Source organism: Bradyrhizobium sacchari (assembly GCF_002068095.1).
Lineage (GTDB): Bacteria > Pseudomonadota > Alphaproteobacteria > Rhizobiales > Xanthobacteraceae > Bradyrhizobium > Bradyrhizobium sacchari.
Genome location: NZ_LWIG01000052.1, coordinates 46,432 through 67,336, shown reverse-complemented (window position 1 = coordinate 67,336; position 20,905 = coordinate 46,432). Strand labels below are relative to the sequence as shown.

The 20,905-nt window shown below is 65.4% G+C and carries 18 protein-coding genes, 1 tRNA gene and 1 pseudogene; 10 read left to right on the top strand and 10 right to left on the bottom strand.

The features are described from left to right. A pseudogene (locus A5906_RS45490) lies at positions 1-477 on the bottom strand (flagellar hook-length control protein FliK); the annotation flags it as partial. A gap of 345 nt (positions 478-822) precedes the next feature. Between A5906_RS45490 and mnmA the strand changes: the two are divergent. From mnmA to A5906_RS32385, 4 genes are all read left to right on the top strand, one after another. Continuing rightward, complete coding sequence (gene mnmA / locus A5906_RS32400; protein ID WP_080139206.1) at positions 823-2,004, top strand: tRNA 2-thiouridine(34) synthase MnmA; 1,182 nt, start codon at positions 823-825, stop codon at positions 2,002-2,004. Positions 2,005-2,084: 80 nt separating this feature from the next. Further along, positions 2,085-2,723 (top strand): class I SAM-dependent methyltransferase, encoded by a 639-nt coding sequence (locus tag A5906_RS32395; protein ID WP_080139205.1) that lies wholly within the window; start codon positions 2,085-2,087, stop codon positions 2,721-2,723. A gap of 195 nt (positions 2,724-2,918) precedes the next feature. Beyond that, positions 2,919-3,275: a hypothetical protein gene (locus A5906_RS32390; RefSeq protein ID WP_080139204.1), complete on the top strand. Its 357-nt coding sequence runs from the start codon at positions 2,919-2,921 to the stop codon at positions 3,273-3,275. Between the two features lie 265 nt (positions 3,276-3,540). Further along, positions 3,541-3,617 (top strand) — tRNA-Met (locus A5906_RS32385). A gap of 935 nt (positions 3,618-4,552) precedes the next feature. Here A5906_RS32385 and A5906_RS32370 read toward each other — a convergent pair. From A5906_RS32370 to A5906_RS45485, 4 genes are all read right to left on the bottom strand, one after another. Beyond that, on the bottom strand, positions 4,553-4,972 hold the full coding sequence (locus tag A5906_RS32370) for a CBS domain-containing protein (protein WP_080139202.1): 420 nt from the start codon (positions 4,970-4,972) through the stop codon (positions 4,553-4,555). Positions 4,973-5,151: 179 nt separating this feature from the next. Further along, positions 5,152-5,622, bottom strand: coding sequence for an aminoacyl-tRNA deacylase (locus tag A5906_RS32365; RefSeq protein ID WP_080139201.1), 471 nt, complete (start codon positions 5,620-5,622; stop codon positions 5,152-5,154). Between the two features lie 196 nt (positions 5,623-5,818). Further along, positions 5,819-6,844 carry an alpha/beta hydrolase gene (locus A5906_RS32360; RefSeq protein ID WP_136615647.1) on the bottom strand — a complete coding sequence of 342 codons (1,026 nt, stop codon included), beginning with the start codon at positions 6,842-6,844 and terminating at the stop codon, positions 5,819-5,821. A 245-nt stretch (positions 6,845-7,089) separates the two neighbouring features. Then, positions 7,090-7,662 carry a hypothetical protein gene (locus A5906_RS45485; RefSeq protein ID WP_245327031.1) on the bottom strand — a complete coding sequence of 191 codons (573 nt, stop codon included), beginning with the start codon at positions 7,660-7,662 and terminating at the stop codon, positions 7,090-7,092. Between the two features lie 801 nt (positions 7,663-8,463). On the opposite strand from A5906_RS45485, the gene A5906_RS32350 reads away from it, so the two are divergent. Both A5906_RS32350 and A5906_RS32345 read left to right on the top strand, forming a co-directional pair. Then, the gene (locus A5906_RS32350) at positions 8,464-9,954 is read left to right on the top strand and encodes an amidohydrolase family protein (RefSeq protein ID WP_080139200.1); all 1,491 of its coding nucleotides are present in this window, start codon (positions 8,464-8,466) and stop codon (positions 9,952-9,954) included. A 3-nt stretch (positions 9,955-9,957) separates the two neighbouring features. Further along, positions 9,958-10,887: a CobW family GTP-binding protein gene (locus A5906_RS32345; RefSeq protein ID WP_080139199.1), complete on the top strand. Its 930-nt coding sequence runs from the start codon at positions 9,958-9,960 to the stop codon at positions 10,885-10,887. Positions 10,888-10,950: 63 nt separating this feature from the next. Here A5906_RS32345 and A5906_RS32340 read toward each other — a convergent pair whose 3' ends face one another. The 3 genes from A5906_RS32340 to A5906_RS32330 all read right to left on the bottom strand — a co-directional run bounded on the left by A5906_RS32340 (position 10,951) and on the right by A5906_RS32330 (position 12,118). Next, the gene (locus A5906_RS32340) at positions 10,951-11,346 is read right to left on the bottom strand and encodes a GFA family protein (protein WP_080139198.1); all 396 of its coding nucleotides are present in this window, start codon (positions 11,344-11,346) and stop codon (positions 10,951-10,953) included. Between the two features lies 1 nt (position 11,347). Then, positions 11,348-11,632 (bottom strand): hypothetical protein, encoded by a 285-nt coding sequence (locus tag A5906_RS32335; protein WP_080139197.1) that lies wholly within the window; start codon positions 11,630-11,632, stop codon positions 11,348-11,350. A gap of 108 nt (positions 11,633-11,740) precedes the next feature. Beyond that, positions 11,741-12,118 (bottom strand): tautomerase family protein, encoded by a 378-nt coding sequence (locus A5906_RS32330; RefSeq protein WP_080139196.1) that lies wholly within the window; start codon positions 12,116-12,118, stop codon positions 11,741-11,743. A 154-nt stretch (positions 12,119-12,272) separates the two neighbouring features. Between A5906_RS32330 and A5906_RS32325 the strand changes: the two genes are divergently transcribed. Then, positions 12,273-12,872 carry a TetR/AcrR family transcriptional regulator gene (locus tag A5906_RS32325; protein ID WP_080139195.1) on the top strand — a complete coding sequence of 200 codons (600 nt, stop codon included), beginning with the start codon at positions 12,273-12,275 and terminating at the stop codon, positions 12,870-12,872. 3 nt (positions 12,873-12,875) lie between these two features. On the opposite strand, the gene A5906_RS32320 is transcribed toward A5906_RS32325, so the two are convergent. Continuing rightward, positions 12,876-13,349: a hypothetical protein gene (locus tag A5906_RS32320; protein WP_080139194.1), complete on the bottom strand. Its 474-nt coding sequence runs from the start codon at positions 13,347-13,349 to the stop codon at positions 12,876-12,878. An 11-nt stretch (positions 13,350-13,360) separates the two neighbouring features. Then, complete coding sequence (locus tag A5906_RS32315) at positions 13,361-13,819, bottom strand: hypothetical protein (protein WP_245327030.1); 459 nt, start codon at positions 13,817-13,819, stop codon at positions 13,361-13,363. Positions 13,820-14,114: 295 nt separating this feature from the next. On the opposite strand from A5906_RS32315, the gene A5906_RS32310 reads away from it, so the two are divergent. The 3 genes from A5906_RS32310 to A5906_RS32300 form a co-directional block, all read left to right on the top strand. Further along, a complete protein-coding gene (locus A5906_RS32310; RefSeq protein ID WP_080139192.1) occupies positions 14,115-15,797 on the top strand; it encodes a methyl-accepting chemotaxis protein in 1,683 nt (560 codons plus the stop codon). A gap of 163 nt (positions 15,798-15,960) precedes the next feature. Next, on the top strand, positions 15,961-17,682 hold the full coding sequence (locus A5906_RS32305; RefSeq protein ID WP_080139191.1) for an AMP-binding protein: 1,722 nt from the start codon (positions 15,961-15,963) through the stop codon (positions 17,680-17,682). Positions 17,683-17,694: 12 nt separating this feature from the next. Next, positions 17,695-20,905, top strand: a 3,211-nt coding sequence (locus A5906_RS32300; RefSeq protein ID WP_245327029.1) for an acetyl-CoA carboxylase family protein, incomplete at its 3' end; no start/stop codon positions are given.

Here is a 20,905-nt window from a genome sequence, read left to right as displayed (position 1 = left end):
GGCGGCGAGAGCCTCGGTGGCGTCGGTCTTGTCGCCCTTGGCCTCGTCGGATTTGTCAGTCGATTTAGCCTCGGACGTCTCGGACTTGTCCTTGGTCTTGCCGGCCTTGCTCGCATCCTTGCCTGCATCCTTGGCCGGATCGTCCGTCGCCTCGCTCCTGGTGTCGTTCTTGGAGGCGCTCTTGGCGGTCGCGGCCGAATCGGTGTCGTCGCTGGCCTTGCTCTGCGAGGATTGGTCGGTCGAGGGGGTATCGCGCGAACTGCGGTCGGGGGCGGAGGACGAGGAGGCGGAATCGGTGCGGCGCGGCGCCGTGTCCTGGGCCGGCGAATTGTTGCTGATCGCCTGGGTGTTGCTGTCGACCAGCGAGCCGAAGGAGTCGCTCGCCGGCGCGTCCTTGTGCCCTTGCGAGCGCGCAGGCTTCTGCGGCGCGCTCGAAACCTGCACGTTTGCCACTAGATCTGACGAAACACCGACCACAGGGGACCTCTCGGAAACATCCTCGGCTTAGGGATAGCAAGGAGCGGGCCAGCCTCCTGAAGGACGATTTTATCAAGTGAATCAATGTATTGTCGGGTTGTCGCCCCCGCCGCGAGATACGCAAAAGCCCCGCCATTTCTGCCGCCTCGGCAAGAATTGCCCTAACCAGGCTGCCGGCGTGATTGCTTCACCGGAAGGCCGCCTATATTAAAGAGGCAGCTCTCAGCCGCTTTCGACCGGGCAAGTCGCGCCCCCGCGGGAACCGAAGTTCCCCCGGGACCGTTCATGTCCCGGTCAAAGGCAAATCGCGGATCGCCGAACGCCGCCGTCACAGCTTAAGAACCCATGCTCAACAGTCTGGATCTTGAAGGCCGTCCTGAGGACACCAGGGTCGTCGTCGCCATGTCGGGCGGCGTCGATTCCTCGACGACGGCTGCGCTGCTCAAGGCTGAGGGCTATGACGTCGTCGGCATCACGCTGCAGCTCTACGATCATGGCGCGGCGACCCATCGCAAGGGCGCCTGCTGCGCCGGCCAGGACATCCACGACGCCCGCGACGTTGCCGCCAAGCTCGGCATTCCCCATTACGTGCTCGACTACGAGGACCGCTTTCGCGAGTCGGTCATCGACAATTTCGCCGACAGCTACGCGCTCGGCGAGACGCCGGTGCCCTGCATCGAGTGCAACCGCAGCGTCAAATTCCGCGACCTCTTGAAGACCGCCCGCGAGCTCGGCGCGCAGGCGCTCGCCACCGGCCATTATGTCGCCTCGCGCCGCCAGGGCGACGGCTCGCGCGCGCTGGTCTGCGCGGCAGACGCCGACCGCGACCAGAGCTATTTCCTGTTCGCGACCACGCAGGAGCAGCTCGACTTCCTGCGCTTCCCGCTCGGCGATATGACCAAGCCGGAGACGCGTGAGCTCGCGCGGCGCTTTGGTCTGGCGGTCGCCGACAAGCACGACAGCCAGGACATCTGCTTCGTGCCGACCGGCCGCTACACCGACATCATCACCCGCCTGCGTCCGAACGCGATGGATCCCGGCGACATCGTCGATCTCGACGGTCGCGTGCTCGGCCAGCATCACGGGATCGCCAATTTCACCGTCGGCCAGCGCCGTGGTCTCGGCATCGCCTCCGGCTCGCCGCTGTTCGTGGTGCGGCTCGATGCAGCGCACCGCCGCGTCGTTGTCGGCCCGCGCGATGCGCTGAAGATGCATCGCATCAGCTTGCGTGACGTCAACTGGATCGGCGGCGGCGACATCGACAGCGCCATCGGCAACGGCCTCGAAATGTTCGTGCGCGTGCGCTCGACCCGCTCGCCGCAGCCGGCCTGGCTGCGCGGCGGCAATGGTCAATACGAGGTCGAGCTCGTCGCCGGCGAAGAGGGCGTCTCGCCGGGCCAGGCCTGCGTGTTCTACGACGCACCGTCGGGCCAGGCCCGCGTGCTCGGCGGCGGTTTTATTCAGAGCGCCGCGGCGAAGGTCGCAGGCCACACGTCCCGCCCGCTCGCGGAAGCCGTGCGCGGCTGACGCATGACGACATCAGGCACAACTCATTGGGCTGGGTTCACCTCTCCTGTCGGGGAGAGGTGAAGTTAAGGGCGGGGGGCATGGCAGCAGACATCTCGCGGGCCGGGGTCGAGAAGGCCTATGGCCGCTGGGCGCCGGTCTACGATCTCGTGTTCGGCAAGGTCTTCGACGCCGGACGGCAGTCGACCATTGCCGAAGCCGACCGCATCGGCGGCCGCATCCTCGACGTCGGCGTCGGTACCGGCCTGTCGCTGTCGGACTATTCGCGCACCACGAAGATCTGCGGCGTCGACATTTCCGAGCCGATGCTGCGCAAGGCGCAACAACGCGTGCGGGCCCAGCGCCTCTCCAATGTCGAAGTGCTCTCGGTGATGGATGCGAAGAACCTCGCCTTTCCCGCAAACTTCTTCGACGCGGTGGTCGCGCAATACGTCATCACCGCCGTGCCCGATCCCGAAGGCACGCTCGACGAATTCGTCCGCGTGCTGAAGCCCGGCGGCGAGCTGATCCTCGTCAACCACATCGGTGCCGAAAAGGGGTTTCGCAAGCTCTCCGAGCTCGCCTTCGCGCCCCTGGCCCGCCGTCTCGGCTGGCGCCCGGAATTCCCGTGGGCCCGCCTCGAAGGCTGGGCCGCCCGGCACGGCGGCGTCACGCTCACCGAGCGCCGCCCGATGCCGCCGATGGGCCATTTCTCGCTGATCCGCTACCGCAAATCGTGATCGCGATGAGCCCGGCGCGGCGCCAAGCCGGCAGCGCGCTGACCTCGCCGCGAGCGGGGAGAGTTGGGGAGAGGGCTCTTTCCACACCCGATATCTCACGAGCCACCCCCTCGATGCGCTCGCAATGACGGCGGCGCTCCGATCACATCGCAATCCGGCCGGGAACACCCCCCGCGGCCTGCGCGTTTGCCTCCCATGCGCACGACATCATCCATCATCCTGGCCAGCCTCCTGATCGCCGCCTCAGGCAGCGCGATCGCGCAGGCTCCGCCCGCCCCGGCGACGCCGCCGCAAGCGACCGCGCCGCCGTCCCCGCAACATGCGGCCAACTGCGTCCCGCAGGATCGCCCGAACCGCTCACCCGACGGCACCACCACCGGCCAGTCTCGGGAACCGCTCGGCGACAAGCTCGCCAAATCCGACGGCGTGCTCTGCCCGCCCTCCGGCATCGACCCCGACATGCACGCGCCGGCCCCCGAAGCCGGCGGCAAAACCCCCGTCATCCCACCCCCCGGCAGCCCCGGCGGCGACCCGAATGTGAGGCCGAAATAGCCGGCTTTTCCTTCGCCTCTCCCCGCGCGCGGGGAGAGGCCGGAATCCGCGCAAAGCGCGGATTCGGGGTGAGGGGGCTCTCCGCGAGCTTGGTGCAAAATTCGGCGAATCCGCCGCCAGACGGCGCGGCTTCGCCCCCAAATCGGGCGATTTCGCCAGCGAAATCCCCCCATCAATCGCCGCCACTTTGCTTGACTTCCCGCCGCCCCCTTCCTTATATGCCGCGCGTTCGCGAGATCGGCCGTTCCGCCGTTCGCGACCCTGTGGCGGGGTAGCTCAGCTGGTTAGAGCACGGGAATCATAATCCTGGGGTCGGGGGTTCGAGTCCCTCCCCCGCTACCACGGATTGGGTAGCTACCAACTCCGGAAATTCTTCAGCGATTTCAATGAAATTGGCCACTTCTCTCGGCCGCGGCGTGACCTGTGCCCCCATATTGGACACGGTCAAAACCATGGCTCGTCACGCCTATGTCTCCCGCAGGGACGGCAGATACCTGTTTAGAGCGCGCCTGCCCGCTGTCGAGCGCAGCGCGTTCCAGGAGACCGCCTTTATCGCACAGTATGCCGTGCGAATACTGAAGCTGAAGCCCAACGAGGTCGTGCCCGGATGGGACGAGCATCTCGTGGCACTCGTCCGCGAAAACAGCCGGGCCTCCAACACGTCGAAGGGCAGCTGGAACGCAAGCGCTTGGAGTACGCGCTCGCGAACCAGCCGATGGTGCGAGCTGACGCGTGTTTGGAAAGCTGTCTTGTCAGTCTGAAAAAGTTCGCGTTGCCTTTCGTGGCCGAAACAATTCTACAGGAAGGTCCTGGCGCCACGTCAAAGGATCATCTTCCCGTAGCGCGTGAAGATGCACTGCGGCGAGCGAGGCCGCCTCAATGGCTGCTACCACGCTCCTCTTGACCAAGAACGTAACGCCGCAAGCGGTGACCAGCGTCGGATCGAACCTCGCGACCGGCCCTTCGGCTGTCACGGGCATTACATTCCCCGATAAATGTCTCTACAGCCGTCCGCACGGTGGGGGCCGGTCCGGCGGCTTGTGCCGCCGCTTCTGTTCTGGACCGGGGGACGTGTTCCCGCGCTTCCGCGGCGTGCCGCAGATGACGTGATCGAGTGAACCCGCCCTTTATTCAGTCCGGCGCAAGATACCCCGATCGCGCCGTCGCTTCCGCGCCTCGCGATGGTTGCATGACGAGCCCATGGCTCGGGCTCCCCTCAACGCCTGCTCGGGCGGTGATCGCGAGAGGAGCCCTGGCCGTATGTCCAGGCCGTAACTTCAGTGATGCGCCGAAACGCTCCTGACGGTCTCGGTGAGCATGTCACCCGAGGTGGAATGGCCGACGTCACCCAGGCTGATGATGCCGACCATCCGCTTGCTCTTGTTGATCACCGGCAGCCTGCGGACTTGCAGCTTCTCCATATGATGCATCGCCTTGGCGAGGTCATCGTCCTCGCGGCAGCAATGGATGCCCTCGGTCATCACGTCACGCGCCGTCGCGCGGCGGGCATCGAAGCCGTGGCTCGCGAGCCCTTTGCAGACGATATCGCGGTCGGTCACCATTCCGACCAGCTTGTCATCCTCGCCAATCGGAATGCAGCCGATGTCATGCGCCCGCATCAGTTTGGCAAGCTCGGTGATTGGGGTGTCGGGGCTGACCCAGTCGACACCCTTGTGCATCACGTCTTTGACTTTCATGGCTAGCCTCCGTTCGTGGGTTTCAAGTGCGTTGATGCAAGGCAGCGCCCCCATCTTCCGAACTTCGACAAGACAAATGCAGACATTCTCGCCGCCACCCTGCTGAACAGTATGACGGCGACCTCGCGGCCGAAGTTCCCGCCCAGGATCGCAAGGGCAATGGGCGGTGTGCAAAATCCTCAGTCATGCGTGCTGAAGCGCCCGTGCGGTGCGTTGGCCGTCAGGCGCGCAAACTGCGCGTGACCCATATGAAGCAGCGTCGCATGATCGCCGGCTTCCATATAGACGTCCGGCTGTGCTTCGATGCTCTCGTCGACGATGATATCCAATCCGTAGCACTTGCCGACGGCAGGAACTGCACCATGTGCACAGTCGCTGAACAGCCGACTGATCTCGGTTTCGTCGGCCATGTGGACATTGTCGCCGAGGCTTGTCCTCAGGTCCGACAGGCGGAGGTGATGCGATGCGGGCAAGACGGCCAGCATGTATCCGCCGTCGCGCCGCAACACGATACCCTTGGCGAGGCGGTCGCCCGAGATATGGCATGTCTCGGCTGTTCGAGCGGACGTCATGCTGAGTTCGTGCGGGATCACCTCGTACTGGATGTTCTCAGCGGCTAGGTATTTCTGGAGCGTGGGAGCAATGGCCATGGCATCACCTCCGATGCTGAATGGAAACCATCCACCGTGAGGCCGACCGTGCAGACTCTCGCCATACGATGGGCGGCTGCCTGACTAGAGACCCAACATAGGTCTTCCATCCGCAAGCTGCAATTCATTTCCCCTCGGAGGCGCAGCGAGCGCGCGCAGGAGCAAGATTGGCGCATGGCTCGGCGCGCGCGCTCTCTCACGCCGTCGTGCCGTCGATCGAGCGGCGGATCACCCGCTGCACTTCCGCGTTCGACAAAAACAGATCGTGGTTGATGATGCCCCAGCCTTCCTGCGAGGCATCGACCACGCGCACGCCGAGCCGCGCGATGGCGGCCTTCTCGGCGGCGCCGACCCTGGTCATTCCACCTGCGATCTGGCCCGACAGCGCGAGAGCACGATCGTTCGTCGCGGCGATCACGGTGATCTTGCCGGCGAGCGGACCGATGCGCTGGATCGCCGACGAGAACACGTCCATGTCGATATCGGGCGCGGCAAACACGACCGCGCCGATCCTGCTCGTGACCGTGTCGCCGTATCGCGCATAGAGCTGGCGCAGGCTTTCGAGGGCCAGCATGGTTCCCATGCTGTGCGCAACAATATGCACGCGGCCGCCGCTGGGTGCCGACACCAGCGCAGAGAGCACGCGCTCGAAATCGTCGCGAGACCACATCGCGCTGTCGCGGTCATAGGCATAGTCGAACAGCCCTGCCTTGGAGGGCCAGGAGAATGCCATGGTCCGGCCGCGGAACCTGATCCCGTCGGAGAGATGGGCGGCATCCAGCACCGCTGTCTCGAATGTCTGCTTGAAGCCGTGCACATAGATCAGCACGTCCCCTGCGCCGGCCTGCGCCGCGAGATCGCCGGCGTCGGCCGAGACCGGTTCGATCCGATCAAGACGCCAATCGCCTATCCCGACCGAGGCGAGGGACAGACGGCTCTCGTCCGGGGCCACCAGCCTGGCCCGCGCAACCGTCATGCTCGTGGCGCGCTCCGGCCCAAACCAGGGTTTCGTGCGGCCGCCATTGACGGGTTTGCGCGTGGTGGTGACGAGCAGCGTGGGGTCAACGGAGAGCGACGACGCGTCGAAGCGCGCGCCGGTCGCACCGAGGCCAGCGCATCCGCCGAGCGCGAGGGCGCTTCCTGCCGACACAAATCCGCCGAGGAAAGCGCGGCGCGAAACAGAATGACGGGAATAGCGTTGCAGAAGATGTCGGCCGATCACACGGAACCCCAGGGAACTTGCCCACCGTAACGCCGCCCCGCCTGCCTCCCTGAATGACAATGGGGGCGAGAAGACGGCGGAGCGGCTTCGCGGTCGGTTGCATGGACATGGCGTCCGCAAAAGCGCCAGAACAGTCGATGATTTCAATCGAATGCAGCGAGCACCCTGGAGGCGAGCTCAAGGCCTCGAGAAGGTCGACATCGCGCGTAGGACCGACCCTGACCGACGGCATTCATCCGCCGTCATCAGTTCCAACTGGGCGAATGAGCCTCATTCGGGTCCCGATTGGGCTTCGCATCGAAATCGTCATCGCCTGATTTGGTCTCGGGCATCAGCTCGTTCATGTGTCCTGCAAGCACCGAGCCGATCGCATGGATGGCTTCGTGACGATCGAGTCCTTCGGACATCAGCCGTTGCGCCGTGCTTCGCACCGGCCGCTTGGGATCGGCAATTTGGCTCTCAACGATCACATGAAAGACAGCGTGCACTTTCTCCTGCGGAAGGCGGATTCTGGCGCGCCGATGGTACGCCATCACGAGATCTATCCGTTCCTGCTCGCAGAACGCGGCAGCTTCGTCATCGACTGCGTTGACGATCAGTGCGCGTCCTCCGATCAGGCCTGCCGCCGTGACGCAGCGCTGGAGCGCATGCTTGACCAGGCCGGGGCCGATTCCTTGGCCGATCCAATTCTCATCGGTCGCGAGCTGTCCCAGTAGCAGACAGGGTACAGGGTCGGGAGGCTGCCCGATCCGTATGGACCGCGGCAGAGAAGAGGGGATGATTGCCTTCGGCGCAAAACAGCTGAGGTCACCTGTCAATCCCTCACCTCAAAAATATTCAGCTTTACCGAAATTCGGATATATCGTATGTCTCGACCATCCCAGCCCACCAAAGGGGCGGTCGTACGTCGTCACGAGCGCGGGCAGGGATTGCGGTGGACGCGGGCGGCGTTAAAGGTGGGTTTTGCGCCTGCAGGGCGAGATGAACCTCGTGAGCATGGCGCGGGCCCGCGAAGACGGACGACGCTTAAGTCCCGTGATGCCTCTGGCAAAGCGGGAGTGTCCGCGTACGGCGAAACCGTGTGGTCCCGGCCGTCGTTGCTACGGTCCAGCCCCGGCGAAGGCGTCATCGCGTCAACCGGCGCGGGAGGCGTGAATTTCGCGGAGGCGAGGGAGGCCAGAAGGAATTCGGCTCCCGGGAGAGCGCGGCATAGGCCGTCAAACCATCGCGCAGGGAAGGCCTGGTTTCGGCTGCCCTGTGTCTCCCCTGTGCATTGCGCGTGCATTCGTTCAGCGCAGGGGTCTTATGGGTGCCAGCTGGCGCCCGGTCTTCCCTGCGCCCTTCTTTCGGCGGGGCGAGAAGCGAAGCAGAGCTCGGGCAAATCATGCCGCGAGGACGCGGATGCGTGCCGATTGGACCGGCCAATTGACGTCGCGGGGTTGTTGCGCTCCCGTCCCGATACACCTCCTGCGTTTAACGGCCTCACTTGCAAGCATGCAGCATCAGCATCAGTGGTGGTGGTCGTTCTCCCCAAAATCTGCACTATGCGCGCCGACGTGCCTCCGGAGCTGCTGCCGGGTCTTTGGAGGTTTTGGCAATGGCTTTTTCGGAGTGACGAGATGAGCGGTTTGGTGATCTCTGGCGGCCGGGTGGTGGATCCCGCGAGCGGGATGGATGCCATCGGCGATGTGGCGGTGATGGACGGCAAGATCGCCGCCGTCGGCACGGGCCTCGGCGGTGCCGAGCGGGTGATCGACGCCGCCGGTCTCGTGGTCGCGCCCGGCTTCATCGATCTGCATGCGCATGGCCAGTCGATCCCGGCGGACCGCATGCAGGCCTTTGACGGCATCACGACGACGCTCGATCTCGAGGCCGGCGTGCTCCCGGTCGGATCCTGGTATGAGCGCCAGGCGAGGGAAGGGCGCGTGCTGAACTATGGCGCCGCCACCAACTGGGCCTTTGCCCGCATCGGCGCGATGACGGGCTCCAATGCGGAGAGCTCGCTGGAGGCGTTCGGCAATGCCATGCGCGATCGCCGCTGGATGGACAATGTGGCAACCGATGCGGAAGTCGCCGGCATCCTCGAGCGTCTTTCGCGCGGCCTCAACGAAGGCGGCATCGGTATCGGCATCCTGAACGCCTATGCGCCGGGCGCCGGCGTGCAGGAGCTGACCGCAGTGTGCCAGCTCGCCGCGAAGCAGGACGTGCCGACCTTCACCCATGTCGCCTTCATGTCGCGCATCGACCCCGAGAGCGCGGTGGAAGCCTATATCCGCCTGATCGGCTATGCCGGCGCCACCGGCGCGCACATGCACATCTGTCATTTCAATTCGTCGAGCAAAACCGACATCGAACGCTGCCGCGTGCTGATCGAGAAGGCACAGGCGCAGGGCCTGCCGATCACGGTCGAGGCTTATCCTTACGGCACCGGCTCGACCGTGCTCGCCGCCGCCTTCTTCAGCGATCCCCAATTCGTCGAGCGCAACGGCACCGGCTATGATTCTGTGCAGCGCGTGACCGACGGCTACCGCTTCCACGATCGCGAAGAGCTCTTGAAAGCGCAGGCCGAGGAGCCCTCCTCGCTGGTGCTCTGGCATATCCTCGACACCGAGAACAATGCGCATCACCGCGATCTGCTCGACATGTCGGTGCTCTATCCCGGCGGTGCCATCGCCTCCGACGCGATGCCGTGGACGACCTCGGATGGCAAGACCTACACCGGCGACGCCTGGCCGCTGCCGGATGACGCCACCTCGCATCCGCGCTCGGCCGGCTGCTTCACCAAGTTCATCCGCGAATGGGTGCGCGAGCGCAAGGCGGTGTCGCTGCTCGAAGGCGTGCGCAAATGCGCGCTGATCCCCGCGCAGATTTTGTCGCAGAGCACGCCCGCAATGCGCGCCAAGGGCAGGCTCGCTGAGGGGGCCGACGCCGACATCGTCGTGTTCGACTACGAGAAGCTGTCGGACCGCGCGACCTTCACGGCGATGAACCGCCCCTCCGAAGGCGTGCGGCATCTCGTGGTCAGTGGCCAGCCGCTGATCAGCGACGGCATTCTGGACGTGAACGCGCGGCCCGGAAAACCCGTGCGCCGCCCGGTCGTCGAGGGCTGAGCCATGCCGGTCCCGGTTCTCCTGGTGACGGGTTTCCTCGGGGCCGGCAAGACCACGGTCGTGAACCATCTGCTCGCGCATGCGGATGGACGGCGCATCGCCGCCGTGGTCAACGATTTCGGCGCGATCAACATCGATGCGGAGCTGATCGCGGGCGCCAGCGACGGCGTGGTCAGCCTTGCCAATGGCTGCATCTGCTGCTCGCTCGAAGGCGATCTCTTGCGCACGCTCTCGACGCTGCTGCGGCGCGATCCCAGGCCCGAGTACATCGTCATCGAGACCAGCGGCGTCGCCGATCCCGCCGACATCGTGCGCAATCTGATGGACCCGGTGATCCTGCGCGAGGCGCCGCTGGAAACCGTGCTCTGCGTGCTCGACGCGGGGACGCCGGCGTCGGCGCTGGAGGACGCGCTGGTGCGGTCGCAATTGCGCGTCGCCGATATCGTCGCGCTGAGCAAGCTCGATCTGGCGGAGGAGGGAGCTGGCGTCCGGATGCGTGAAGCCATCCGCGCGCTGCGTGTTCCCGCCGTGGTGGTCGAGGCGAACCACGGCGAGATTCCGCTCGCGCTATTGTTCCCCGCAGCCGTCGATCGCGCGCCCACCCTGCGCGAACCGGGACCAAGACGCCCGGCGGAAGAGCGCTTCGAGACGCTGAGCTGGACTTCGGACCGGCCGATCTCGCTGCCGCGCCTGCAACAGGCCATCGGCCGCCTCGCACCAAAGCTCGCGCGCGCAAAGGGTCTGTTCGAGACCGTCGAGCAGCCTGGGCGCTTGATGGTGTTCCAGTTCGCCGGCGGCCGCGCCACGCTGGCGCCGGGTGAGACGCCGGCGCCGGGCATGCCGCGAACACGGATCGTCTTTATCGCCGAGCTTGGGATGCTGTCGCAGTCCGAGCTCGACGGGCTCATGGAGGGGTGTGTTGCGGGCGGCTAGCGTGCGTCGCTCCATCCGCGGGCGCATCGGTTCAGATCACCCTGTGTCTCGCCACGCGCTATCTCAATCCTCGGTCGGCAGTCCATCGCCGTGCGCATACCAATCCGCACGGGAGGTCCAGTGCACGTGCCGCTCGGGTGTGGCGCGAAGCGGCTCGTCGAACGCGCCGGCATGGATGATCGCTTCGCGCCCGCTACGGGTCAAATGCGGCATCGGGCTGCCGCAGATCTTGCAGAAGGCGGTCGCAAAGCTTCGCGCGTCGGGAAGATCGAAGCGCGCGACGGAAGTCTCTCCGCGCAGCCAGCGCAGCGCCTCTGCCTTCACGATCACCTCGCAGGCATGTGCGGTCCCGGTCGCCTTGCGGCAGCGCGAGCAGTGGCAGTTGAGGAAGCGGTCGAACGGACCCTTCACCTCGAAGGCGACCGCGCCGCACAGGCAGCTTCCACGGAAGGCGGACATTTCATTCTCCCTCCGGCTCGGCCGGCTTCTCGGCGGCCTCCTCGGTGTGAACCGGCGGCCCGCCATGCGCGCCGCGCAGCCGGATCATGGTGTCGATCACGTCCACGTCGATCTTCAGCATGTCCAGATCGCGTGTCATCAACAGTTTCGCGCGCACCCATTCCAGCCGCGCCCGCTGGGTGTCGCGCTCGAACTTCTTCTCGGCGTAGCGGCGCCGCCCCTCGGCATAGGCGCCGATCAGCGCCGTCTCGGGCAGGCTCCACAATTGCTCGACCGACATGGTCATGCCGTTCAGGTCCCGGGTTCGGCTCGGCGGAGGCCGGCGCCGCCGCCTATCAGAGCCTTCCGGCCGGCAATTCTCAAGAGGGCGCGGGCGATTCCGCGCCCGGCCGCTTCAGGCGAATTGCGCGATGCCGTGCCCCACCGACCAGTTCTCCTTGGGCGCGTCGAGCACGTTCACGAACACGTCCTCGGGCCGGATGCCCGGGCTCTCGCCGAGCAGCGCGGCGATCCGCCGGTACAGGGCCTTCTTCTGCTCGGGGGTGCGCGAGGCGAACACGGTGATCTGGATCAGCACGGCGTCCTCGCTGCGACTGACGCCGTAGGCATTGCCGCAGCGGAAGTTCGCGGGCGAAAGCTCACTGATGGTCATGAACTCGTCGCCTTCGGGCACGTTCAGCGCCTCGCGCATCGCGCGGTAGAGACTGTCGAGGATGGCCTGGCGATAGGCTTCCGGCTTTCCGGCGCGCATCGAGATGTGGAGGAGAGGCATCGTACGTCCCTCGGCATGCGGGCTCGATCGGCCGCATCATTCGCGCCGGCCGTCGGCTTATTGACGAAACGGGATATCCATCCCAATGTGTTTTTGACACGATGTCGAGAAACCATATTCTTGACGTCGTGTCAAATAATTTGGGGAGCTACATTTGAGGCCGCGCGAGTTCGACCATGACGATGTGCTGCGCATCGCGTTCGACCAGTTCTGGCGCAAGGGCGTCCGCGGCACTTCGCTGTCTGACATTGCGCGCGACGCCGGTGTCCAGCGCGGCAGCCTCTATAACGCCTTCGGCAGCAAGGAGGCGCTGTTCCTTCAGGCCTATGAGCGTTACGCGGGCGACTATCTGCTCGCCCTGCAAAAGGCGCTCGGGACAGGGTCTTTGCGCAAACGCCTCACCGCGTTCTTCGACCTCACCATTACCAATTTCCGTTCCGGCTCGCCGCCGCGGGGATGTCCGACCACGCGCGGCTTGATGGAGCTCGGCGCGGCGGAAGGCGAGGGGTTGGATGAAGAGGCGCGCCAGGCCTTTGCGAGTCTCGTTTCCCGCATCACCGCGCTGGTTCAGGACACGTTGTCGGCGGGCGCCAGGCGCGGCGAATTCAACGGCAATCCGGCGGCCGCAGCGCTGCACATCGTCACGGTGACGCGCGGTCTCGCCGTGCTCGAACGCGCCTACGGCGACGAAGCCCAGCTGCGCAAGATCGCCGCGCACGCGATCGATCTCGTGCTCGACAAGAAAGGAGGTTAGGTCTCAGCAGACCGCAAGCGCGTTGACTGCTCGCGTTGTCGCAATCTCGTTCTCGTTGCCGACGAACTGGCTGACGACCGATTCAAGTTCGCCAGGCTGCTTGCTGCGTGCGATCGCCAGCAATCGCATCAACTCCACCTCGTCCTGCGACAGCCGCCGGCACGACGGCGGCATGAAGCACAGCTCGCACGGCCGGCCGCTGCGCAGGATCCTGACCAGCGCAGCCGCGCGCGCGACCAGCAGCGGGCTGTCGGCAATGCCGGGCGCTTCGTCGGCAAAGCGATAGGCCGCCTCCCAGCAATCCGATGCGCCGGTCGCATAGGCAGCTCCAATGAAACGGAACAGCGACAGCGCGACGCGGGAAAACTGGTCGTAGCTGTCGACGCAGGGGCGGGCCGCAAGCGCGGCCTGAAGTGGACAGGGCCGCGGCCGGCCGGCCTCCGGATCCGGCGCAGAATCGCAAATGGCCTGCATCATGAGCGATCTCGTCAATGCAATGTGGAGCTGCCGACGAACCAGCTCTTCATTGCCATCATCCCCTCATGGCCGCGTGACGGGGCATGCCGTTCAGGCATGATGAGGCCGGCCATGCGGAAGATCGTGGCCAGCCCCCGCACCGGCGCCAGCGCCCAATCCGCGCCCACCGGCGGCAGCCAGCATTCGAACTGCTCGCGCGCGACATCGTCGTGCGCCTTCTGCGCGGCTGCGATCGCCCGCAGGATGCCGCACTCGCTCTCCGATATGCGCGGGCAGGTGGGGCAATGCACCTCGATCGCCGTATGCGCCGTGCAGGCGAAGATCTCGATGATGGCTTCCAGCGATGGCACGGCGTCGCCGACGCGAAAATGGTCGTACACCTGCTGGATGTCCGCGGCCGTCGGAACGGCGCCGCCGCTGCGTGCCTTGGCACGGAATCCCCAGACGAAGAGTCGCTCCGCCGCGGTCAACGCCGGCAACTCAAGGGGCTTGGCGTATGTCGATTGATGCATGGCGTCTCAGGTCTTTGGCTTCACTCGCGCCACTTCTGGCGCTGACGATCTGGTCTGATCGTTCAGCCAGAGGCTCACCTAAGTCAACGCTTCGCGAGCCGATATCGAGGTCTTCTAGGTCTAAAGAGCCGGGCCGCGGAGCGAGGCGGTGAAGGTGTGCTTCAGTGGATTTTGGGGAACCCGAATGCTTAAAGCTTTGCTAAGGAGATCGGGATAAATTGGCATATCCGTATCGCCTGTTTTGCGAGCCCCGATGATTTTCTCCCGTATCAGTTTCAAGCTGGTCCTCATTGTGGGCATCAGCCTTCTCGGCATGATCGCACTGGCGCCGATCGCGCTTTCGACCTTGCGCGCGCAGATGATTGCCGATCGCGAGGCCAAGACACAGCACATGGTGGATGTCGGCTACGGCATCCTGGCCCATTTCCAGAAGCTCGAGAGCGAAGGAAAAATGTCGCGCGAACAGGCGCAGGCAGGCGCGATGGCGCAGATCAAGAGCCTCCGCTACGACAAGGTCGAGTATTTCTGGATCAACGACATGGCCCCGAAAATGGTCATGCACCCGATCAAGCCCGAGCTCGACGGCAAGGATCTCTCCGGCATGAAGGATCCGGCCGGCAACGCGCTGTTCATGGGCTTCGTCGACGTCGTCAACAAGCAGGGCGCAGGCTTCTACAGCTACCTCTGGCCGAAGCCCGGCTTCGAGCAGCCGGTCGGGAAAATCTCCTATGTGAAGGGCTTTGCGCCCTGGGGCTGGATCATCGGCACCGGCATTTATATCGACGACGTCGACGCCGTGTTCCGCCAGAACGCGATGACGTTCGCTTACGTCTGTCTGGCCGTGCTGGTCGTTGTCCTCGGCGCCTCCTTCATGATCGGCCGCAGCGTCACGAGGCCGCTGGCCAAGATCACCGCGCTGACCGAACGCCTTGCCGCCGGCGACAGCGCCTTTGACGTGCCCTACACCGATCGCCGCGACGAGGTCGGCGGGCTCGCCAAGGCGCTCGCCGTGTTCAAGGACAACGCGTCGGCGATGCAGCAGATGCATGCCGAGCAGGACGAGCTGAAGCGCACGGCGGATGACGAGAAGCGGCGGACGATGGCCGATCTCGCCGGCAGGTTCGAGGCGAGCGTCCAGGCCGTGGTCCGCGACGTCTTCAACGAAGCGCGCGAGATGCAGCAGGCCGCACAAGGCATGTCGGAGACCGCGAACAAGGCGACCGACCGTGCGAGTTTCGTCGCGACGGCCTGCCAGCAGGCCTCGGCCAACGTCCAGACGGTGGCATCCGCCGCCGGCCAGCTGTCGTCCTCGATCACCGAGATCAGCCAGCGTGTGGCGCAGGCCGCAAGCGTCGCCGACAAGGCCGCCGCCGATGGTCAGCGTACCAACGACACCGTGCAGGGGCTGGCCGCGGCCGCGCACAAGATCGGCGAGGTCATCGACCTCATCAACCAGATCGCTTCGCAGACCAACCTGCTCGCGCTCAACGCCACCATCGAGGCGGCGCGGGCCGGCGAAGCCGGCAAGGGCTTTGCGGTTGTCGCGAGCGAAGTGAAGTCGCTGGCGAGCCAGACCGCGAAGGCCACCGACGAGATCGGCGCGCAGATCACCGCGATCCAGGCCGAGACCAACGAGGTCGTCGGCAACATCGAGAGCATCCGCAAGACCATCATGGAGGTCAACGAGATCTCCTCGTCGATTGCGGCTGCGGTCGAGGAGCAGGGCGCCGCGACGCAGGCGATCGCGCACAGCGTGAAGGAGGCGGCCTCGGGCACCGACCAGGTCTCGCAGAACATCTCCGGCGTCACCGACGCGACCGCCGAGACCGGCCAGGCCGCCGGTCTCGTGCTGCAATCGAGCGACCGTCTGACGCAGAAGCTGCAATCGCTCCAGGACGAGGTCAGCACCTTCGTGGCCGGCGTGCGCGCAGCGTAACGAAGCGCTGCAAGACGACCCATTTTTCCGCGCCGCGGCATCGGCCGTGATGCGGAAAACTGTTTTCCTTGACATGAAGTCTGCCGTGCTCGACGTGTAACGACGTCGAGTGACCACACGCTGCGTGCCGTCACGAAAAGAACAAGCAGCACGGGAAGACGCCATGAGTGCAGGCCTCAACGAGAAGGACTATCTCGCCACCTTGCGGAGGCTGTGGGACAAGGCTTGGCCGAAGGGCATGCCGCGCTCGCCGAACTATCTGCACGGCGAAGTTCCCCTGACGGAATATCTCCGCGCCTGGGCGAAGCGCAGTCCCGATCGCCCCGCGGTGATCTTCTATGGCCACGTCACCACTTATGCCGATCTCGACCAGCAGAGCGATTGCTTTGCCGCGCTGTTGCAGGCGAAGGGCGTGCGCAAGGGCGACCGCGTCGCCGTCTTCCTGCCGAACTGTCCACAATTCCACATCGTGTTCTTCGGCATCTTGAAGCTCGGTGCGGTCCACGTTCCCGTCAGCCCGCTGTCGCGCGCATTCGAATTGTCCTACGAGCTCAACGACACCAAGGCCGAGGTGATCGTAGCGCTGGACCAGCTCATTCCCGTCGTCGAGCAGGTCAAGGGCGAGGTGAAGCTGCGCGAGATCATCGTCACCAGCTTCGCCGATGTCGTACCGGCGGCGCCCACCTTTCCCGCGCCGGATACGATCCGCACGCCGCGCGTTGCGGTCCCGCACGCGACCGATCTGCTGCCCGCGCTTGCAACACAACCCACGCCCACGCCCTTGCCGCCGCCCGGCCTCGACGATGTCGCCGCACTCAACTACACCGGCGGCACCACCGGCATGCCCAAGGGCTGCGTCCACACCCATCGCGACATGGTCTATACGGCGGCCGCCAATTACGGCATCTCGGTCCTGTCCGACGAGAGCAGCGTGTTCCTGTCGTTCTTCCCGGAGTTCTGGATCGCGGGCGAAAACTTCGGCCTGATCTTCCCGCTGTTCTCCGGCGCGACGCTGGTCCTGCTCGCGCGCTGGGACGCGGTCGGCGCCATGGCGGCGATCGACAAGTACAAGGTCACGATCACGGCGATGCCGGTCGATGGTGCAGTCGAGCTGATGGACCATCCGCGCTGGAGCGAGTTCGACCTGTCGTCGCTCAAGCAGGTGCGCGTCGTCTCCTTCGTCAAGAAGCTCAACGCCGACTACCGCAGGCGCTGGAAGGATCTCACCGGCACGATCCTGATGGAGGCGGCCTGGGGCATGACGGAGACCCACACCTCCAACACGTTCACGGCAGGTTTCCAGGACGACGATTTCGATCTCAACAACCAGCCGATCTTCGTCGGCCTGCCGGTCCCCGGCGCCGAGTTCAAGATCACCGACTTCGAGACCGGCGCGCTGCTGCCGCTCGGCGCGGAGGGCGAGATCCGTGTGCGTACCCCGTCGCTGCTCAAGAGCTACTGGAACAAGCCGGAGGCGACCGCGGAGTCGCTGATCGACGGCTGGCTGCGCACGGGCGATATCGGTACCATCGACAAGGACGGTTTTCTGCACTTCCTCGGCCGCCGCAAGGAAATGCTCAAGGTCAAGGGCATGAGCGTTTTTCCGCCGGAGATCGAGGCGCTGCTCGGCCAGCATCCCAAGGTGCTGGGCTCCGGCGTCGTCGGGCGCGACGATCCTGATAAGGGGCAGGTGCCGGTGGCCTATATCCAGCTCAAGCCGGAGGCGGTCGGCACCATCTCCGCAGAGGACCTGCGCGCCTGGTGTGCCGAGCGCATGGCCGTCTACAAGGTCCCGGAAGTGCGTATTATCGATGCCCTGCCGCTCACGGCGACAGGCAAGGTGAAGAAGCAGGACCTCAATCCAGACCTGCCTGCTGCCGTTTGAGTGAGAGATACGATGTCGTTCAAAAAGCTCCTGATCGCCAATCGCGGCGAGATCGCCATCCGCATCGCGCGCGCGGCCGCTGACGCCGGCATCGCCACGGTCGCGATCCACCCGGCCGACGACGCGCTGTCGCTGCATGTGCGCGTTGCCGACGAGGCGGTCGAGATCCCCGGCCGCGGCGCGCGGGCCTATCTCGACATCGAAGCCGTGGTGAAGGCGGCCAAGGCTGCGGGTTGCGATGCCGTGCATCCCGGCTACGGCTTCCTCAGTGAGAACGCGACGTTCGCAAAAGCCTGCGCCGACGCCGGTATCACTTTCGTCGGCCCGAAGGCATCCGCGCTCGAGCTGTTCGGCGACAAGGTCGCGGCACGGCAATTGGCAAAGCGCTGCGGCGTGCCGATCATTGCCGGCACCAGCGGGCCGTCGAGCCTCGAGGAGATCACGGCGTTCTTTGGCTCGCTCGGCAGCAATGCGGCGATCGTGATCAAGGCGATGGCCGGCGGCGGCGGCCGCGGCATGCGCGTCGTCGAGAATACAACGGATCTGGCCGAGGCCTATGCGCGCTGCCAGTCCGAGGCCAAGGCGGCGTTCGGCTTCGACGGTGTCTATGCCGAGCGGCTGATCAGGCAGGCGCGCCATATCGAGGTCCAGATCGTCGGCGACCGCCATGGCGCGATCTCCCATCTCTGGGAGCGCGAATGCACCATCCAGCGCCGGCACCAGAAGCTGGTCGAGGTGGCGCCGAGCCCGTCGCTGAGCGATCCCCTGCGTGCCCGCATCATCGAGGCGGCAAAGCAGCTGGCGACGGCAGCCTCTTACGACAATCTCGGCACCTTCGAGTTCCTGGTCGACGGCACGGCCGAGGACAGCTTTGCCTTCATCGAGGCCAATCCGCGGCTCCAGGTCGAGCACACCGTGACGGAGGAGGTGCTCGGCCTCGACCTCGTTCGCGCCCAGCTCGCAGTCGCTGCCGGAGCTTCGCTGGCGTCCCTCGACCTCGCGCAAGGATCGATCCCGAAGCCGCGCGGCTATGCCCTGCAGCTCCGCGTCAACATGGAGACGTTGGACGAGACTGGCGCCACCCATCCGACCGGGGGCGTGCTCGCCGTGTTCGAGCCACCATCGGGACCCGGCGTGCGCGTCGATAGCTTTGGCTATGCCGGCTACAAGACCAGCGCCGCCTTCGATTCTCTGCTGGCAAAAGTGATCGTGCATACGCCGGGCGAGGCCTGGCATGACGTTGTCGCCAAGGCTTCGCGCGTCTTGCGCGAGTTCCGGATCGACGGGGTCATCACCAACATCGCTTTCCTCCAGGCGCTGCTGGCGCATCCCGAGTTCAGGACAAACCGCATCGCGACCGATTTCATCGATCGCAACATCGCGAAGTTGGTCGAGGCAGAGGAAGGAGCGGCCAAGCCGCTCTACTTTGCGGCTTTGGAGCGCGGCGGCGGTCACGGCGCGGAAGCTCATGTCGCGCAAATCGTGCCCGAAGGCGCGGTCATGGTCGCAGCGCCCCTGCAAGGGACCATCGTCACCATCCAGGTCGAGGAAGGCGAGATCGTTCGTCCGGGCCAACAGCTCGCCGTGATCGAGTCCATGAAGATGGAGCATCTCGTGATGGCCGAGCAGGGCGGGCGGGTGACAAAACTCGTCGCCGGCGACGGCGTCACGTTGATGCATGGCGAGCCGATCATGTATCTGGAGCCGCTCGACGTCGCGGCCGACAGCACGGCGGCGGAAGCCGATGTCGACCTCGACCACATCCGCGCCGATCTCGCCGAGCTGATCGCGCGCCAGGCCAACACGCTCGACGAAAACCGCCCCGCCTCGGTCGAGCGCCGCCGCAACACCAACCAGCGCACCGCGCGCGAGAACGTCGCCCAGCTCGTCGACGACGGTTCGTTCATGGAGTACGGAAGTCTGGCGATCGCGGCGCAGCGGCGCCGGCGCAAGCTCGACGATCTTATCAAGAACACGCCGGCCGACGGCCTCGTCATGGGCTTGGCCACCGTCAACGCGGAGAAGTTCGGCCCGGAAGGCGCGCGCTGCATCGTCGTGGCCTATGACTATACCGTGCTCGCGGGCACGCAGGGCCATATGAACCACAAGAAGATCGACCGCATGCTGACGCTGGCGGAGGACTGGCGCGTGCCCCTGGTATTCTACGCCGAGGGCGGCGGCGGCCGGCCCGGCGATACCGACCGGCTCGGCATGACCGGTCTCGACGGTCCGTCGTTCGTCCAGTTCGCGAGGCTCTCGGGCCTCGTACCTGTGATCGGCGTCGTCTCCGGCTATTGCTTTGCCGGCAATGCCGCGATGCTGGGCTGCTGCGACGTCATCATCGCCACCAAGAACGCCTCGATCGGCATGGGCGGTCCCGCCATGATCGAAGGCGGCGGGCTCGGCGTCTATCATCCGGCCGAGGTCGGACCTGTCACGTTCCAGTCGCCCAACGGCGTCATCGACATTCTCGTCGAGGACGAGGAGGAGGCGACATCCGTCGCGCAGAAGTACCTGTCCTATTTCCAGGGCGCGGTGACGGAGTGGGAGGCCGCCGACCAGCGCCTGCTCCGCCGCGCCATCCCCGAGAACCGCCTGCGCGTCTACGATATCCGCAGCGTGATCGACCTCGTTGCCGACAAAGATTCCGTGCTGGAGCTGCGCCGCGACTACGGCGTCGGCATGATCACCGCGCTGATCCGCATCGAGGGAAAACCGTTCGGCCTGATTGCCAACAATCCGCGCCATCTCGGCGGCGCCATCGATGCCGATGCCGGCGACAAGGCCGCGCGCTTCCTCCAGCTCTGCGACGCGTTCGACTTACCCGTCGTCTCGCTCTGCGATACGCCCGGCTTCATGGTCGGCCCTGAAGCGGAGAAGACCGCGATCGTGCGCCACGTCTCGCGCATGTTCGTGACGGGCGCAAGCCTCACCGTGCCGCTGTTCGGCATCGTCCTGCGCAAGGGTTATGGGCTCGGCGCGCAATCGATGATCGGCGGCGGCTTCCACGCCTCGTTCTTCACGGCGGCCTGGCCGACCGGCGAATTCGGCGGCATGGGCCTCGAGGGCTATGTTCGCCTCGGTTTCCGCAAGGAGATGGAGGCCATTGCCGACCCCGAGGAGCGCGAGACCTATTACCGCAACAAGGTGGCCGAGCTCTACGCCAACGGCAAGGCGGTCTCGATCGCCTCGGTGTTCGAGATCGACAACGTCATCGACCCCG

Coding starts and splice junctions, on each gene's coding strand:
- mnmA (WP_080139206.1), top strand. CDS start 823: ATGCTCAACAGTCTGGATCTTGAAGGCCGTCCTGAGGACACCAGGGTC.
- A5906_RS32395 (WP_080139205.1), top strand. CDS start 2,085: ATGGCAGCAGACATCTCGCGGGCCGGGGTCGAGAAGGCCTATGGCCGC.
- A5906_RS32390 (WP_080139204.1), top strand. CDS start 2,919: ATGCGCACGACATCATCCATCATCCTGGCCAGCCTCCTGATCGCCGCC.
- A5906_RS32370 (WP_080139202.1), bottom strand. CDS start 4,972: ATGAAAGTCAAAGACGTGATGCACAAGGGTGTCGACTGGGTCAGCCCC.
- A5906_RS32365 (WP_080139201.1), bottom strand. CDS start 5,622: ATGGCCATTGCTCCCACGCTCCAGAAATACCTAGCCGCTGAGAACATC.
- A5906_RS32350 (WP_080139200.1), top strand. CDS start 8,464: ATGAGCGGTTTGGTGATCTCTGGCGGCCGGGTGGTGGATCCCGCGAGC.
- A5906_RS32345 (WP_080139199.1), top strand. CDS start 9,958: ATGCCGGTCCCGGTTCTCCTGGTGACGGGTTTCCTCGGGGCCGGCAAG.
- A5906_RS32340 (WP_080139198.1), bottom strand. CDS start 11,346: ATGTCCGCCTTCCGTGGAAGCTGCCTGTGCGGCGCGGTCGCCTTCGAG.
- A5906_RS32335 (WP_080139197.1), bottom strand. CDS start 11,632: ATGACCATGTCGGTCGAGCAATTGTGGAGCCTGCCCGAGACGGCGCTG.
- A5906_RS32330 (WP_080139196.1), bottom strand. CDS start 12,118: ATGCCTCTCCTCCACATCTCGATGCGCGCCGGAAAGCCGGAAGCCTAT.
- A5906_RS32320 (WP_080139194.1), bottom strand. CDS start 13,349: ATGATGCAGGCCATTTGCGATTCTGCGCCGGATCCGGAGGCCGGCCGG.
- A5906_RS32310 (WP_080139192.1), top strand. CDS start 14,115: ATGATTTTCTCCCGTATCAGTTTCAAGCTGGTCCTCATTGTGGGCATC.
- A5906_RS32305 (WP_080139191.1), top strand. CDS start 15,961: ATGAGTGCAGGCCTCAACGAGAAGGACTATCTCGCCACCTTGCGGAGG.